General features: G+C 75.2%; 8 protein-coding genes, 1 tRNA gene and 5 pseudogenes. 5 read left to right on the top strand and 9 right to left on the bottom strand.

Annotated features, from left to right (window positions below; genetic code table 11):
* The 6 genes and pseudogenes from BJF88_RS14180 to argS form a co-directional block, all read right to left on the bottom strand.
* On the bottom strand, positions 1 to 355 hold a 355-nt coding region (locus BJF88_RS14180; RefSeq protein ID WP_187346229.1), incomplete at its 3' end, for a Rho termination factor N-terminal domain-containing protein.
* A gap of 246 nt (positions 356 to 601) precedes the next feature.
* Positions 602 to 1,539: pseudogene (thrB, locus tag BJF88_RS14175) on the bottom strand (homoserine kinase).
* Positions 1,539 to 2,642 carry a threonine synthase gene (gene thrC / locus BJF88_RS14170; RefSeq protein WP_075829286.1) on the bottom strand — a complete coding sequence of 368 codons (1,104 nt, stop codon included), beginning with the start codon at positions 2,640 to 2,642 and terminating at the stop codon, positions 1,539 to 1,541. The pseudogene thrB and the gene thrC overlap by 1 nt, the downstream one beginning before the upstream one ends.
* An 11-nt stretch (positions 2,643 to 2,653) precedes the next feature.
* Positions 2,654 to 3,989: pseudogene (locus tag BJF88_RS14165) on the bottom strand (homoserine dehydrogenase).
* A 151-nt stretch (positions 3,990 to 4,140) separates the two neighbouring features.
* A pseudogene (lysA, locus tag BJF88_RS14160) lies at positions 4,141 to 5,534 on the bottom strand (diaminopimelate decarboxylase).
* Positions 5,531 to 7,215: pseudogene (argS, locus tag BJF88_RS14155) on the bottom strand (arginine--tRNA ligase). Before argS ends, lysA begins: the two co-directional pseudogenes overlap by 4 nt.
* Before the next feature lie 103 nt (positions 7,216 to 7,318).
* On the opposite strand from argS, the gene BJF88_RS14150 reads away from it, so the two are divergent.
* Both BJF88_RS14150 and BJF88_RS14145 read left to right on the top strand, forming a co-directional pair.
* Positions 7,319 to 7,391, top strand: a tRNA-Arg gene (locus tag BJF88_RS14150).
* 100 nt (positions 7,392 to 7,491) lie between these two features.
* On the top strand, positions 7,492 to 8,124 hold the full coding sequence (locus BJF88_RS14145; RefSeq protein ID WP_075829284.1) for a hypothetical protein: 633 nt from the start codon (positions 7,492 to 7,494) through the stop codon (positions 8,122 to 8,124).
* Between the two features lie 29 nt (positions 8,125 to 8,153).
* Here BJF88_RS14145 and BJF88_RS14140 read toward each other — a convergent pair whose 3' ends face one another.
* From BJF88_RS14140 to BJF88_RS14130, 3 genes are all read right to left on the bottom strand, one after another.
* Positions 8,154 to 8,963, bottom strand: coding sequence for a D-alanyl-D-alanine carboxypeptidase family protein (locus BJF88_RS14140; RefSeq protein WP_075829283.1), 810 nt, complete (start codon positions 8,961 to 8,963; stop codon positions 8,154 to 8,156).
* Between the two features lie 215 nt (positions 8,964 to 9,178).
* On the bottom strand, positions 9,179 to 10,222 hold the full coding sequence (locus tag BJF88_RS14135) for a hemolysin family protein (protein WP_075829282.1): 1,044 nt from the start codon (positions 10,220 to 10,222) through the stop codon (positions 9,179 to 9,181).
* Positions 10,219 to 11,568 (bottom strand): hemolysin family protein, encoded by a 1,350-nt coding sequence (locus BJF88_RS14130; protein ID WP_075829285.1) that lies wholly within the window; start codon positions 11,566 to 11,568, stop codon positions 10,219 to 10,221. Before BJF88_RS14130 ends, BJF88_RS14135 begins: the two co-directional genes overlap by 4 nt.
* Positions 11,569 to 11,722: 154 nt before the next feature.
* On the opposite strand from BJF88_RS14130, the gene BJF88_RS14125 reads away from it, so the two are divergent.
* The 3 genes and pseudogenes from BJF88_RS14125 to kgd form a co-directional block, all read left to right on the top strand.
* The gene (locus BJF88_RS14125) at positions 11,723 to 12,508 is read left to right on the top strand and encodes a response regulator transcription factor (RefSeq protein ID WP_075829281.1); all 786 of its coding nucleotides are present in this window, start codon (positions 11,723 to 11,725) and stop codon (positions 12,506 to 12,508) included.
* 59 nt (positions 12,509 to 12,567) lie between these two features.
* Positions 12,568 to 13,686, top strand: coding sequence for a cell wall metabolism sensor histidine kinase WalK (locus BJF88_RS14120; protein WP_255372044.1), 1,119 nt, complete (start codon positions 12,568 to 12,570; stop codon positions 13,684 to 13,686).
* Positions 13,687 to 14,033: 347 nt separating this feature from the next.
* Positions 14,034 to 14,592, top strand: a pseudogene (kgd, locus tag BJF88_RS14115) (multifunctional oxoglutarate decarboxylase/oxoglutarate dehydrogenase thiamine pyrophosphate-binding subunit/dihydrolipoyllysine-residue succinyltransferase subunit); the annotation flags it as partial.

Raw genomic sequence — 14,592 nt, 5'->3', positions numbered from 1 at the left:
CGTCGCGCCGCGCTCGTCGCCGTCGTCGCCGGGGCCGTCGTCGTCTCGGCCGCGGCGCTCGCGGGCCGGTCGGCGCGGCGGCTGCGGCCGCGTCCGGGGGCGTCGGTCGCGCGGAGGCCTGCTGCGCGGCGTCGCCGGCGGGGCGCGAGGGCGCGCTCTGCTCACCGGTGCGGGCGCGGATGACGTCCACGAGGTCGCTCTTGCGCATCTTGGACGTGCCCTTGACCCCGAGCTGCGACGCGAGCGCCTGCAGCTCCGGGAGGCGCAGCGTGCTCAGCGCGCCGCTCCGGGCGTTCCCGCCGGCAGCGGACGCACCTGTCGCGCTGCTCGTGGCGGTGTCGATGGTGTCTGTCACGAAGGACCCTTCCCCCTCGTCTGCGCCCACCTCTCAGAGGGTGGGCCGCGGGTGGTCGACGCTCGGCGCGTGACGGCCGGAGCGCAGGTGTTACCACGCGTCAGTGGTACGACGACGTCATCTGACGTGGGCTGGATGGCCTTCTCACGGATGGCTCTGGCTCGATCGAGCGGGACGTCGAGGAGGACGAGGTCCGACGGAGCGGGAGAGCATGACCGAAGGCTGGCCTCATCGTAGCACCACGGGTCAGGGCGTCCGGAGCCGCTCCGCGACGACGCCGCGGGCGTCGACGTCGACCGGCTGCACCGACCAGTCCGCCATCCCGCCGACCAGACCGGACGCCACGTCCAGCACCCGCTCCGCCCGCCCGGCGTCCGACAGCACGAGCACGGTGGGCCCCGCGCCGGACACGGTGGCCGCGAGCCCCTCGGCGCGCAGCGCCGCGACGAGCTCGGTCGACGCGGCATGACGTCGGCGCGGTACCCCTGGTGCAGCCGGTCCTCGGTGGCCTCGAGCAGCAGGTCGGGCCGGCGCGTGAGCGCCTCCACGAGGAGCGCGGCGCGCCCGGCGTTGAAGGCGGCGTCCGCGTGGGGCACGGTCGGCGGCAGCACACCGCGCGCGCGGCTGGTCGCGAGGCGAGCGGAGGGCACGAGCACGGTCGCGCGCAGGTCCGGGTGCACGTCCAGCCGCACCGCGCGCGCGCCCCCGTCCGCTCCCCCGCCGACCCAGGCCACGGTGGCGCCGCCGAGGAGGGCGGGCGCAGCGTTGTCGGGGTGGCCCTCGATCGCGCTCGCGAGCCGCAGCGCGGTCGCGTCGTCGAGCGCCCCCGGGTCGGCGACGAGCGCGCGCGCCGCCACGATCCCCGCGACGACCGCCGCCGCGGACGACCCGAGGCCGCGCCCGTGCGGGACGCGGTTGACGCAGGTCAGGTGCAGACCGGTCCGCGGCGCCCCGGCCGCGTCGAGCGCCTCGCGCAGCGCGCGGACGACGAGGTGCGACTCGTCCCCCGCGACCTCGCCCGCGCCCTCGCCCTCCACGTCGACGACGACCTCGTCGCTCGCGAGCGCGCGCACCTCGACCACGTCATGACGGGCCAGCGCGAGCCCGAGGGCGTCGAAGCCGGGCCCGAGGTTGGCGCTCGTCGCGGGGACGCGGACCCGGACGTGGTCGGCGCCGAGCTGCATCAGCCGAGCCCGAGCGCGTCGGCGATGGACACGACGTCGGCACCCACCCGCGTGGGCACGACCTCGCTCCCGTCGGCCGTCCGCAGGGCCCACTGCGGGTCCTTGAGCCCGTGGCCGGTCACCGTCACGACGATCCGGGCGCCGGCCGGCACGAGCCCGCGCTCGGCGCGCGCCAGGATCCCGGCGACGCCCGCCGCCGACGCCGGCTCGACGAAGACGCCCACCTCGCTCGACAGCACACGGTGCGCGGCGAGGATCTGCTCGTCCGTGACGGCCTCGATGACGCCGTCCGAGTCGTCCCGCGCCGCCTCCGCGAGCTCCCACGACGCGGGGTTGCCGATGCGGATCGCCGTCGCGATGGTCTCCGGCTCGGTGATGGGGTGCCCGGCGACGATCGGCGCGGCGCCGGCGGCCTGGAAGCCCCACATCTGCGGCACGCGCGTCGCGACCGGCGCGAGCCCGTCGCCCGGGTGCCCCGGAGCGCCCTGGCCCGCGTACTCGCGGTAGCCCTTCCAGTACGCCGTGATGTTGCCGGCGTTGCCGACGGGCAGCGCGTGGACGTCGGGCGCGTCGCCGAGCGCGTCCACCACCTCGAACGCGCCCGTCTTCTGGCCCTCGATGCGGTCGGGGTTGACCGAGTTCACGAGCTCGATGGGGTGCGTCTCGGCGAGCTTGCGCGCGGCGACGAGGCAGTCGTCGAAGTTCCCGTCGACCTGGAGCAGGCGCGCCCCGTGGGCGATCGCCTGGCTGAGCTTGCCCATGGCGATCTTGCCGTCCGGCACGAGGACGGCGCACAGCATCCCGGCGCGCGTCGCGTACGCCGCCGCCGACGCCGACGTGTTCCCCGTCGACGCGCACACGACGGCCTTCGCCCCGCGTGCGGCGGCGGCGGAGATCGCCGTCGTCATGCCGCGGTCCTTGAAGGACCCCGTGGGGTTCATGCCCTCGACCTTGACGAAGACCTGCGCGCCCGTGCGCTCCGACAGCGCGGGTGCCTCGACGAGCGGCGTGCCGCCCTCGCCGAGGGTGACCACGCGCTCGGAGACGTGCGCGGGCAGGCGGTCGGCGTACTCGGCGATGATGCCCCTCCACTGGTGGGCCATCTGCTGGGCCATCAGGCTCCCTCGACTCTCAGGACGGACGTGACGGTGCGGACGGGCTCGAGCCCCGCGACGACCTCGACGGTCGCCGCGAGCGCCGACTCCGGCGCGGTGTGGGTGGTGATGACGAGCTGGGCGACGCCGCGCGGCGGCACCTGGGTGCCCTCGGCCGCCTCGGCCTCGGGCGCGCTGGGCTGGCGGACGGCCTCGATGGACACGCCGTGCTCGGCCAGCGCGAGCGCCACCTGGGCGAGGACGCCCGGACGGTCCTCGACGTCGAGGCGCATCTGGTACCTCGTGACCGCGGCGCTCGGCGGGAGGATGGGCCGCTCGGCGTACGTGGACTCCTCGGGGCCCTTGCCCCCGAGCACGCGGTGACGCGCCGCGGAGACGACGTCGCCGACCACCGCGGACGCGGTCGGGGCCCCGCCGGCACCGCGGCCGTAGAACATGAGCTCCCCCGCCGACTCGGCCTCGACGAAGATCGCGTTGAACGAGCCGCGGACGTTCGCGAGCGGGTGGACGGTCGGGACGAGCGCGGGGTGCACGCGCACGGACACGCCCGCGCGGGCGGTGTCCGACCCGTCGCGCAGCTCGGCGATGGCCAGGAGCTTGATGACGTGGCCGGTCTGCGCGGCCCACGCCACGTCGTCCGCGGTCACGGACATGATGCCCTCGCGCGCGACGTCCTCGATCGACACGCGGGTGTGGAAGGCCAGGCTCGCGAGGATCGCCGCCTTGGCCGCCGCGTCGTAGCCCTCGACGTCGGCCGTGGGGTCGGCCTCGGCGAAACCGAGGTGCTGCGCCTCGGCGACCGCGTCGGCGAGATCGGCGCCCGTCGTCGTCATCTGGTCGAGCACGTAGTTGGTCGTGCCGTTGAGGATCCCGAGCACGCGCCGCACGTGGTCGCCGGCGAGCGACTCGCGCACGGGCCGGACGATGGGGATGCGCCGGCGACGGCGGCCTCGAAGTAGATGTCGACCCCCGCCTCGTCGGCCGCCCTGTAGAGCGTGGGGCCGTCCTCGGCGAGCAACGCCTTGTTGGCGGTGACGACGGCGCGCCCGCCCCGATCGCGCGCAGCAGGAGCGCGCGGGCCGGCTCGGTGCCGCCCATCACCTCGACGACGATGTCGGCGCGCTCGACCAGCGCCTCCGCGTCCTCCGTGAGGAGCGCGCGGTCGACGACGGGGTCGCGCGGCGCCGACGCGTCGCGCACCGCGATGCCGACGAGCTCGAGCCGCGCGCCCACCCGGGCGGCGAGGTCGTCCGCGCCCTGGGTCAGCAGCCGCGCGACCTGCGTGCCGACGACGCCGCAGCCCAGGAGGGCGACGCGCAGGGGCGGGCGGGACACGGCGGCAGACGACGGCACGACGGACCTTCCTCAGGGGACGGGACGGGGCGGCGCGGGACCGCGCCACGGCCGGGCGCGGGCACCGCAGCGGACAGGATACGGGTCACCCGGACCGCGGCGGCGACGACGCCCACGGGTCGGCCGCGGGACGTCAGCCGACGTCGAGCGCGAGCAGGTCCTCGACGGTCTCGCGACGCACGAGCACCCGGCTGGACCCGTCGGCGACCGCAACGACGGGCGGGCGCGTCAGCAGGTTGTAGTTCGACGCCATGGACCGGCCGTACGCACCCGTCGCGGGCACCGCGAGCAGGTCCCCGGTGCGCACGTCACCGGGCAGCATGACCTCGTGCACGACGATGTCACCGCTCTCGCAGTGCTTGCCCACCACGCGCGCGAGCACGGGCTCCGCCGTGGACGCCCGGCCGACGAGCTCCGCGTGGTACTGCGCGTCGTAGAGCGCGGGACGGATGTTGTCGCTCATGCCGCCGTCGACGGAGACGTACGTCCGCACGCGGCCGTCCGCGAGGGTGACCGGCTTGACCGTGCCCACGGTGTACAGGGTGAGGCCCGCCGGCCCGGCGATCGCCCGGCCCGGCTCGATGGAGAACCGCGGCAGCGGCGTGCCGAGGTCGCGCGCGGCCTCCGCCACGGCCCGCGCGAGGTCGGTCGCGACGTGCGCGGGGTCGAGCGCGGACTCCCCCGGCAGGTAGGCGATCCCGTACCCGCCGCCGACGTCCACCTCGTCGACGAGGACGCCGGTGCGCGCCGCGAGGTCGGCGCGCAGCTCGAGGACGGCGCGCGCGGCGACCTCGAACCCGGCCGGGTCGAGGATCTGGGACCCGATGTGGGAGTGGATGCCCAGCAGGCGCAGCTCGGGGCGGGCGACGACGGCGAGCAGCGCCGCCATCGCGGGCGAGGGGCCGTCGACGCCGTGGCCGTCGGGGCTGGCCGGCGCCACGACGGAGAGGCCGAACTTCTGGTCCTCGTGGGCGGTCGAGATGAACTCGTGGCCCCCCGCGTGCACGCCCGTGGTCACGCGCACCATCACCGGCGCGACCGTCCCCCGCGCCGCGGCGACCGCGGCGACGCGCTCGACCTCGGCGAGCGAGTCGACGATGACGCGGCCGACGCCCGCCTCGAGCGCGCGGTCGATCTCGCGTCGGACTTGTTGTTCCCGTGCAGCCCGATCTCGGCGCCGGGCACCCCGGCGCGCAGCGCGACGGCGAGCTCGCCGCCCGACGCGGTGTCGACCCGCAGGCCCTCCTCGCGCGCCCAGCGCGCGACCGCGACCGTGAGCAGCGCCTTGCCGGCGTAGTAGACGTCGACGTCGGTGCCGACCGCGCGGAAGGCGGTCTCGAAGGCCGTCCGGTACGCGCGCGCCCGGGCGCGGAAGTCGGCCTCGTCGAGGACGTACGCGGGCGTGCCGTGCTCGGCCGCCAGCGCGTGCACGCCGACGCCCGCGACCTCCAGCTCGCCGTCCTCGCGGCGCCGCACGCCGCTCGACCAGGGCTCGCCCGGGTGGCCGGGCAGCTCGGCGGCGCTCACATGCGCTCCGGTGCGGACACGCCGAGCAGACCGAGGCCGTTCGCGAGGACCTGGCGCACGGCGTCGTTGAGCCACAGGCGCGTGCGGTGGGTGTCGGTGACCTCCTCGTCCGGGTACGGCAGGACACGACGGTCCTTCTGCTGGTACCAGGTGTGGTAGTCCCCGGCGAGCGCCTCGAGGTAGCGGGCGACGCGGTGCGGCTCGCGCAGCTGGGCCGCCTGGGCGACGATCCGCGGGTACTCGGTGAGGCGCCCGATCAGGGCTGCCTCCGACGGGTGGTCGAGCAGCGACGGGTCGAACCCGTCGGCGCGGGCGACGCCGCGGTCGGCCGCGTTGCGGTCCACCGCCGCGGTGCGCGAGTGCGCGTACTGCACGTAGTACACGGGGTTCTCGTTCGTCGCGCGGGCCAGCAGGTCGAGGTCGAGGTCGATGCTCGAGTCGGCCGACGAGCGCGCGAGCGAGTACCGCGCGGCGTCGACGCCGACCGCGCCGACGAGGTCGTCGATGGTCAGGACCGTGCCGGCGCGCTTCGACATGCGCACCGGGGCGCCGTCCTTGACGAGGTTGACGAGCTGCCCGATGAGGATCTGCAGGTTGCGCCCCGGCTCGTCGCCGAACGCCGCGCACACGGCCATCATGCGGCCGATGTACCCGTGGTGGTCCGCGCCGAGCATGATGATGACCTCGTCGAAGCCACGCTCGCGCTTGTCGAGGTAGTAGGCGATGTCGCCCGCGATGTAGGCGGCGTTGCCGTCCGACTTGATGACCACGCGGTCCTTGTCGTCACCGAAGTCGGTGGTGCGCAGCCACGTCGCGCCGTCCTTGTCGAACACGTGCCCGCCGGCGCGCAGGCGCTCGACCGCGTGGTCGACCGCGCCCGACCCGTGCAGCGCGTCCTCGTGGAAGTAGACGTCGAAGTCGACCCCGAACTCGTGCAGGGACGCCTTGATCTCGCCGAACATCCGCTCGACGCCCCGCGCGCGGAACGCCTCCTGCGCCTCGGCGTCCGGGAGCGTGCGCGGATCCGGCTCGCCCGCGGCGAGCGCCTCTGCCACGACGGCCTCGGCGATCTCGGTGATGTACTCGCCGCCGTACCCGTCCTCGGGGGCCGCCTCGCCGCGGGCGCGCGCGAGCAGCGACCGGGCGAAGCGGTCGATCTGCGCGCCGTGGTCGTTGAAGTAGTACTCGCGGGTGACCTCGGCGCCGCTCGCCTCGAGCACGCGGGCGAGCGAGTCGCCGACGGCGGCCCAGCGCACGCCGCCGATGTGGATCGGGCCCGTCGGGTTCGCCGAGACGAACTCGAGGTTCACGCGCTTGCCCGACTCGGAGTCGCCCCGCCCGTACGCGGCGCCGGCCTCGACGACGGTGCGGGCGAGCTCGCCCGCCGCCGCCGCGTCGAGCGTGATGTTGAGGAAGCCCGGGCCCGCCACGTCGACCGCCTTGCGCCCGGCGTCGCCGCCAGACGTCCCGCGAGGTCGTCCGCGAGCGCCCGCGGGGTCGTGCCGGCCTTCTTCGCGAGCTGGAGGGCGACGTTCGTGGCCCAGTCCCCGTGCTCGCGCTGGCGGGGTCGCTCGACGTGCACCGACGCCGGGACGGCGTCGGTGGGCAGGGCGAGGGTGCCGTCGGCGACGGCGGCGGCCAGGGCAGCGCTCAGCGCTTCGGAGAGCTCGTCGGGGGTCACCCGACGATCCTACCGACGCGCGCGCGCCCGCCCTCGTGCTCGGAGCACCCCGGCCGTGCTGGTAGTCTCGTGCCTCGCGTCCAGCGGTCACGTCCGCACGCACGCCCTCGTAGCTCAGTGGATAGAGCGTCTGCCTCCGGAGCAGAAGGTCGTAGGTTCGAATCCTATCGAGGGCACCTCTCCCGCCTGCCCGTGCCCGCCTCACCGAGGCACGGCCTCCCCCGCCGCGGCACCCGCACGGACGCCCCGGACGGCCAGTTTCGCTACGGTGGCCCCATGACCGACGGCGGGTACGGCGACTTCGAGTTCGAGCGCCGCTTCCTCGTGCGCACCCTCCCCGAGGACCTGCGCGACGCCCCGGCGCTCGTCGTCCAGAGCTACTACCTCGCGGACGAGGGGTACGCGCTGCGCCTGCGGGCGACGGCGCCCGGCGTGGACGCCCCGATGAGCGCGGCGACCGACCCCGTGTCGCTCCTCGAGACCTACGCCTCGGCCGTCGAGCTGTGCACCCTCACCGTCAAGGGTCCCATGGCGGGCGGCACGCGCTACGAGGCCGAGCGCGTCGTCGACACGGCCGTCGGGCTGCAGATGATCCGCCGCGGCGGCTCCCGCGTCGCCAAGACGCGCTGGTCGGTCTGGCTCGGCGGGGACGGCTGGGTCGTCGACGTCTTCGGCGGCGCCAACCACCCGCTCGTCGTCGCGGAGTGCGAACGCTCCGGCCCCGTGACCGACCTGCAGATCCCCGAGTTCTGCGTCACGGAGCTCACGGACGACCCGCGGTTCTCCAACGACGCCCTCGCGACCCGGCCCTTCGCCCGCTGGCGCGACGGCTACGAGACCGAGCTCGCGGCGTCGGGCCCCCGGTTCCTCCAGGGCTTCGGGCGCAACGAACGGCTCCCGGGCCCGTAGCCCGGTGGGCCGCCGGCCCCGGCGCGGGGTCAGGCCCCGCCCATCTCCTCGACGCCCTGCGTGAACTCGAAGTGCCACGGCTCGTACGCGCCGCCACCGCCGCGCTTCGCCCACGGCGGGTTCGCCCAGCCGTAGGTCGGGCCGTTCTCGTTGAGCCACGCGTACACCTCGCGGGACCCGGTCTCGATCGAGCACAGGTCGATGGCCAGTCCCCAGCCGTGCATCGAGGTGCCGGGCCGGGCCGCGAACGCCCCCCGCGTGCCCTTGAGGCTCACCTGCGTCGAGAGCGTGCGGTACGACGAGACGAGGCACAGGTCGCGACCGAAGTTGGCGCGGAACGCCTCGTTGAGCGCGGACAGCGCGACGGCCGCGTCCGGGCGCAGGAAGTCGCCCGGCTGCCACAGCTCGCACAGCGCGTGCTGGTCGAGGTTGCCGTTGGTGCCGGACGGGCGGACCTCGGGGTCGCACCCGGGCAGCGGCTCACGGTCGTAGGAGCGGGAGGCGGCGGCGCCGCGGTCGACGCGCGGGGCGGCGGCGACGCTCTCGGAGACCGCCGGTGCGGTCGAGCCCGCGGTCGCCAGGTCGAGGGCGCTGGGGCCCGTCGGCCCTCCGTCCGCGTCGAACGGGGTCCCGCCGCCGGAACCGTCCTCGGCGCCCGCGGACAGCGGCATCGCGATCGTCGCGGCGGCGAGCGTGCCGAGGACGGCCATGCGCGGCGCCCAGCGGTGCGACCCCGGGACCTGGGCCGGGGAGCGACGGGAGCGACGCGTGCCCTGCTGGGCCTCGCGGCGGGCCCTGCGGGACTCGAGGACGGGGGTGCCGGACTCCTGCGACTCCACCCGCCACCTGCCTCTCCACGTCCTGGACCTGCTCGTGCGACCGGCCCCGACGGGGCGATCAATCACGGAACAGTAACGAAGCCCTCGGACGTTTCCAAGTCCCCTGCTCACAGCCGTGTAAGACGGTTCACCGCGGTCGCCGCGGTCGCCCACGGTTCCCCGGCGGTCTCCCGGTCCCGCCAGCCGCACCTCCCGCGCCCGCCCGGCCCGGGCGCTCAGTACGGGCGGCGCTGCATGGCGTCGCGCACCTCGCCCACGAGCTCCTCGAGGATGTCCTCGAGGAACACGACCCCGCGCGTGCCGTCGTCCCCGCCGTCGACGCGCGCGAGGTGGGCCCCGGAGCGCTGCATCGCGCGCAGTGCGTCCTCGACCTCGTCGCCCGGCGACGCGACCGCGAGGGGACGCACGCGCCACCCCGGGACGGGGCGCGAGCGCGTCGCCTCGTCCGCGTAGAGCACGTCCTTGACGTGCAGGTAGCCGACGAGCGCGCCGTCGTCGTCGACCACGGGGAAGCGGGAGAAGCCGGTGCGGGCCACGAGGCGCTCGACGTCGTCGGGCGTGCAGCCCGCGACCAGGGTGACGAGGTCCGCGACCGGGACCATCACCTCTGCCGCGGTGCGCTCCGAGAACTCGATCGCGCCCGAGAGGAGCCCCTGCTCGTCGCGCAGCACGCCCTCGGCCTGCGACCGCTCGACGATCGACTGCACCTCTTCGGCCGTGAACGCCGACGCCACCTCGTCGCGCGGCTCGACCCCCGTCGCGCGGACCGCGTGGTTGGCGAGCCAGTTCAGCGCCACGATGACCGGACGCAGGAGGCGGCCGATCCACACGAGCGGCGGGCCGAACCACATGACGGCCGCGTCCGGACCGGCGACGGCGAGGTTCTTGGGCACCATCTCGCCGAGGACGACGTGCAGGTACACGACCACCGACAGCGCGACGACGAACGCCACCGGGTGCGCGAGCGACGGGCTGAGCCCGAGCGCGTGCAGGGGCTCCTCGACGAGGTGCGCGAGGGCGGGCTCGGCGACGATGCCCAGCCCGGTCGAGCAGACGGTGACGCCGAGCTGCGCGCACGCGAGCATGAGCGACACGTGCTCCATCGCCCACAGCACGGTCTGCGCGCGCCGGTCGCCCCGCGCCGCGCGGGGCTCGATCGCGGACCGGCGCGCGGAGATGACCGCGAACTCCGCGCCGACGAAGAACGCGTTCCCGGCGAGCAGCAGCAGGCCGAGGAGCAGGGCCGTCGTCGAGCTCATGCGGTGTCCTCCTCGCCGTCGGCCCGCACGCCGACCCGCTCGACGCGCCGCCCCTCCATGACCTCCACGCGCACGACCACCCGGTCGGCGCCGGCGCCGACGCGGACCTCGTCGCCGGGCTCGGGGACCCGGCCGAGGCGGGACATGACGAGCCCGCCGAGCGTCTCGTACGCCCCGCCCTCGGGGACGTGCAGCCCGGTGACCTCGGTCAGCTCGTCGGGACGCATGACGCCGGGCACGAGCCACGACCCGTCGGCGCGCCGGGACGCGCCGGCGCGCCGCGGGTCGTGCTCGTCCGCGACGTCGCCGACCAGCTCCTCGACGACGTCCTCGAGCGTCACGACACCCGCGGTGCCGCCGTACTCGTCGACGACGACGGCCATCTGGAGGCCCAGGCCGCGCAGCTCGACGAGCAGCGGTCCCAGCCGCACGGTCTCGGGCACGCGCGGCGCGTCGACCATGAGCGCGGCGGCGGGCACCTCGTGGCGGCGCTCGTAGGGCACCGCCACCGCCCGCCGCAGGTGCACGAGGCCCACCACGTCGTCGCGGTCCTCGCCGATGACCGGGAATCGGGAGTGCCCGGTGCGGCGCGCGGCGTCGACGACCTGGGCCGCGGTCGCGTCGCGCCCGACGACGACCATGCGCATGCGGTCGGTCATGACGTCGACCGCGGACAGCTCCTCGAGCTCGATGGAGTTCGTCAGGAGCGTGGCGACGGAGACGTCGAGCGTGCCCTCCGCGGCCGAGCGGCGCACGAGAGCGGCCAGCTCCGTCCCGGAGCGGGCGCCCGACAGCTCCTCGCGCGGCTCGACGCCCACGCGGCGCAGGATCGCGTTCGCGGACCCGTTGAGCACCGCGATCACCGGGCGGAACAGCCGCGTGAACTGCCGCTGGAGGGGCACCACCTGGCGCGCGGTCGCGTACGGCGCGCTCAGCGCGTAGTTCTTCGGGATCAGCTCGCCGAACAGCATCGAGAAGACGTTGACCAGGACGAGCGCGAGGACGCCCGCGAGCACCGCGGCGACGGTCTCGCCGAGCGCCGTGCGGCCCAGCGCGCCGCCCACGAGCGCCAGCAGGGCCGGCTGGGCGGTGTAGCCGAGCAGGATCGTCGTGATGGTGATGCCGACCTGCGCCGAGCTCAGCTCGGTCGACAGGTGCCGGATGCCCGCACGGACGCTGCGGTCCCGCCGGTCGCCGCCCCGGCCGGGTCTGTCCCCCTCCTCGTCGTCGCCGGCGCCGACCACGCCGGGGTCGAGGGTGACCAGGGAGAACTCGCTCGCCACGAAGACGGCGGTGCCTGCGGTGAGGAGCACCCCGAGCACGACCATCGCCCAGTCGCCTAGCACGAGGTGCTCCACCGATATCGACCTCTGCTTCTCATCGTGCGCACGATGCTAGCGACCGCGGCGGCCCCCGCACGGCCGTGCGCCGTCCGCGCCCCCCCGGACGTGCGCGGGGATATCCGTCCCACCTGGACCGACGTGTGCCAGGCTGTGTCCCATGGCAGATCCGAGGTCAGCGAGCGCGTTCCCGTCCGGTCCCGCTGCCGGTGCGAACCGGGCGCCCGCTCCATCCAGCGGCCAGCCCGGCCAGCAGACCGCCACGGTCCTCGTCGTCGAGGACGAGCCGGCGATCGCCACGGCGATCGCCCAGCGGCTCAGCGCCGAGGGCTGGCGCGTCGAGGTCGCGCGCGACGGGCTCTCCGGCGTCGACGCGGCGCAACGGCTGCGGCCCGACGTCATCGTGCTCGACGTCATGCTCCCGGGCATCGACGGGCTCGAGGTCACGCGGCGCATCCAGGCCGAGCAGCCGGTGCCGATCCTCATGCTCACGGCGCGCGACGACGAGACGGACATGCTCATCGGGCTCGGCGTGGGAGCGGACGACTACATGACGAAGCCGTTCTCCATGCGTGAGCTCGTGGCGCGGCTCAAGGCGCTGCTGCGCCGCGTCGACCGCGCCGCCCAGGCGGCGAGCGCGACGCCGGCCGAGCCGCCGATGGCCGTGGGCGACGTGACGATCGACAAGGCGCAGCGCCGCGTCCACCGGTCCGGCGAGGAGGTGCATCTGACGCCGACGGAGTTCGAGCTGCTCGTCATGCTCGCGAGCTCGCCGAGGACGGTGCTCACGCGCGAGCGCCTCCTCGCGGAGGTCTGGGACTGGGCCGACGCGAGCGGCACGCGCACCGTCGACTCGCACATCAAGGCCCTGCGCCGCAAGCTCGGTGCGGACCTCATCCGCACGGTGCACGGCGTGGGGTACGCGTTCGAGCCTCCCGCCGGATGACGTCCGCCCCCGACGGCGCCGACCGGCCCGGCGCACCTCCGCCGCACCGCGCGTACGCGATGCGGCCGCACCTGCCGGACGTGCGACCGCTCGACTCGCTGCGATCGCTGAAGATCAAGCTCGGGGTGCTCGTCGCCGCGACGGTCACGCTCGCGGTGCTCATCACGTGGATCGGCCTGCAGAACCAGCTCGGCCCGTCGCGGACGTTCCCGCTCGCGATCGTCCTGTCGCTGCTGCTCACCCAGGTCCTCGCGCGCGGCATGACGTCGCCCCTGCGCGAGATGACGGCCGCCGCGCGGGCCATGGCCGACGGCGACTACAGCCGCCGCGTGCGGGCCACGAGCCGGGACGAGGTCGGTCAGCTCGCCGTGGCGTTCAACGTCATGGCGGAGGACCTCGCCACGAGCGACCAGGTGCGCCGCGAGCTCATCGCCAACGTGTCGCACGAGCTGCGGACCCCCGTCGCCGCGCTGCAGGCGCAGCTCGAGAACGTCGTCGACGGCGTCACGCAGCCCACGCCCGCGACGATGGAGATGGCGCTGGCCCAGACGGAGCGCCTGACGCGCCTCGTCGCCTACCTGCTCGACCTCTCGCGGCTCGAGGCCGGGGCCGCCGACCTCAACATCACGCGCATCGACGTCGGCGACTTCCTCGAGGAGAACGCCGAGGCCGTCTCGATGGTCGACGCCGCGAAGGGGCTGCGCTACGTCGTCGACGTGACGCCGCCGGACCTCGTCCTCGAGGCGGACCGCGAGCGCCTGCACCAGGTCGTCGTGAACCTCCTGCAGAACGCGATCCGCCACTCCCCCCACGGAGGGGAGATCCGGCTCGAGGCGTACCCGGTGGACGACGACGTCGTCATCGAGGTCGTCGACGAGGGGCCGGGCATCGCGAAGGAGGACCGCGAGCGCATCTTCGAGCGCTTCGCCCGCGCGAGCGCGACGGGCGCGCACGCGGTGCCGGGGGGCTCGACGGGAGGGACCGGCATCGGCCTCGCGATCGTCCGCTGGGCCGTCGACCTCCACGGGGGACGCGTCGAGGTCGCGGACACCCGGCACGGCGCGACGATGCGCGTCACGCTGCCCGGCCGCTGGCACGTGCCCGATGCGGGTCCGGGCACGGACGCGGGGGCGGGCGCGGAGACGGGCACGGAGGGGACGGACCCCGAGGCACGGTGAGCGTCTCGTAGTGATTTCGGTCACATCCGGCGCCCGGGATACCCGGCGATGGCCTGAGAACCCGGGATCTTGCCCGCAGACAGCACGGTCGTGGCACCCCGTTTGCCTCGGCCAGACGTCGTGCCACGACTCACCCGCGACGCCTGCCGCCGCGACGGTCGAGCGAGCACCCGAGGGCATACGCTGGAAGGGTCCGGAGCAGTACCGGACGAGTCCGTGCCGGGGCGCGCCGTCGTCTCGCCGTCGCGCGCCGACACGACTTCGACCGACAGCGACCTGTGGTGAAAGTGGGCGATCCGCGCGTGTCCCCGAAGGCTGAGTCAGAGGCGATCAGCGACGCAAGCTCCGTGTTCGGAGCGAACGAGTGGCTGGTCGACGAGCTCTACGAGCAGTACCTCCAGGACAAGCACGCGGTGGACCCCGCGTGGTGGGACTTCTTCGAGGACTACAAGCCCGCAGAGCGTGCCGAGGACGCGGAGGACGACACGGCGCCCGCGCCCGCGCGTCCGGACGCCCCGACGAACGGCGCGGCCCGCACGAGCGCCCCGGCGGCGCCCGCCCGCACCGACGACGGCGACCGCGCCGCCGAGCGACCGGCTCCGCAGTCCCGGCCCGCCGCGGTCACGGACGGGTCGGCGGCCGCCGAGGCGACCCAGCGCGCGCAGCCGCGGACGCTGCCGGCCGACCCCGAGGTGAACGCGGCGGCCGAGGCCGTCCGCGCCGCCGACCCGGTCGCGACCGCGCAGCCCGCCACGGCCCCCTACGCCCAGGTCCCGGCCCGCAAGGTCGCCGGCGCGCCGGACGAGGAGGCGCAGCCCGTCGACGACGTGCAGAAGCTCCGCGGCCCCGCGGCGCGCGTCGTGACGAACATGGAGTCGAGCCTGCCACGGATGGTCCCGACCCGGA

The sequence above is a fragment of the Cellulosimicrobium sp. CUA-896 genome, assembly GCF_001942335.1.
Taxonomy (GTDB): Bacteria; Actinomycetota; Actinomycetes; order Actinomycetales; family Cellulomonadaceae; genus Cellulosimicrobium.
This window is presented reverse-complemented; position numbering and strand designations above follow the sequence as displayed.

Excerpts from the sequence above, each read along its gene's own strand:
- thrC (WP_075829286.1), bottom strand. The coding sequence starts at position 2,642 with ATGGCCCACCAGTGGAGGGGCATCATCGCCGAGTACGCCGACCGCCTG.
- BJF88_RS14145 (WP_075829284.1), top strand. The coding sequence starts at position 7,492 with ATGACCGACGGCGGGTACGGCGACTTCGAGTTCGAGCGCCGCTTCCTC.
- BJF88_RS14135 (WP_075829282.1), bottom strand. The coding sequence starts at position 10,222 with ATGAGCTCGACGACGGCCCTGCTCCTCGGCCTGCTGCTGCTCGCCGGG.
- BJF88_RS14125 (WP_075829281.1), top strand. The coding sequence starts at position 11,723 with ATGGCAGATCCGAGGTCAGCGAGCGCGTTCCCGTCCGGTCCCGCTGCC.
- BJF88_RS14120 (WP_255372044.1), top strand. The coding sequence starts at position 12,568 with ATGCGGCCGCACCTGCCGGACGTGCGACCGCTCGACTCGCTGCGATCG.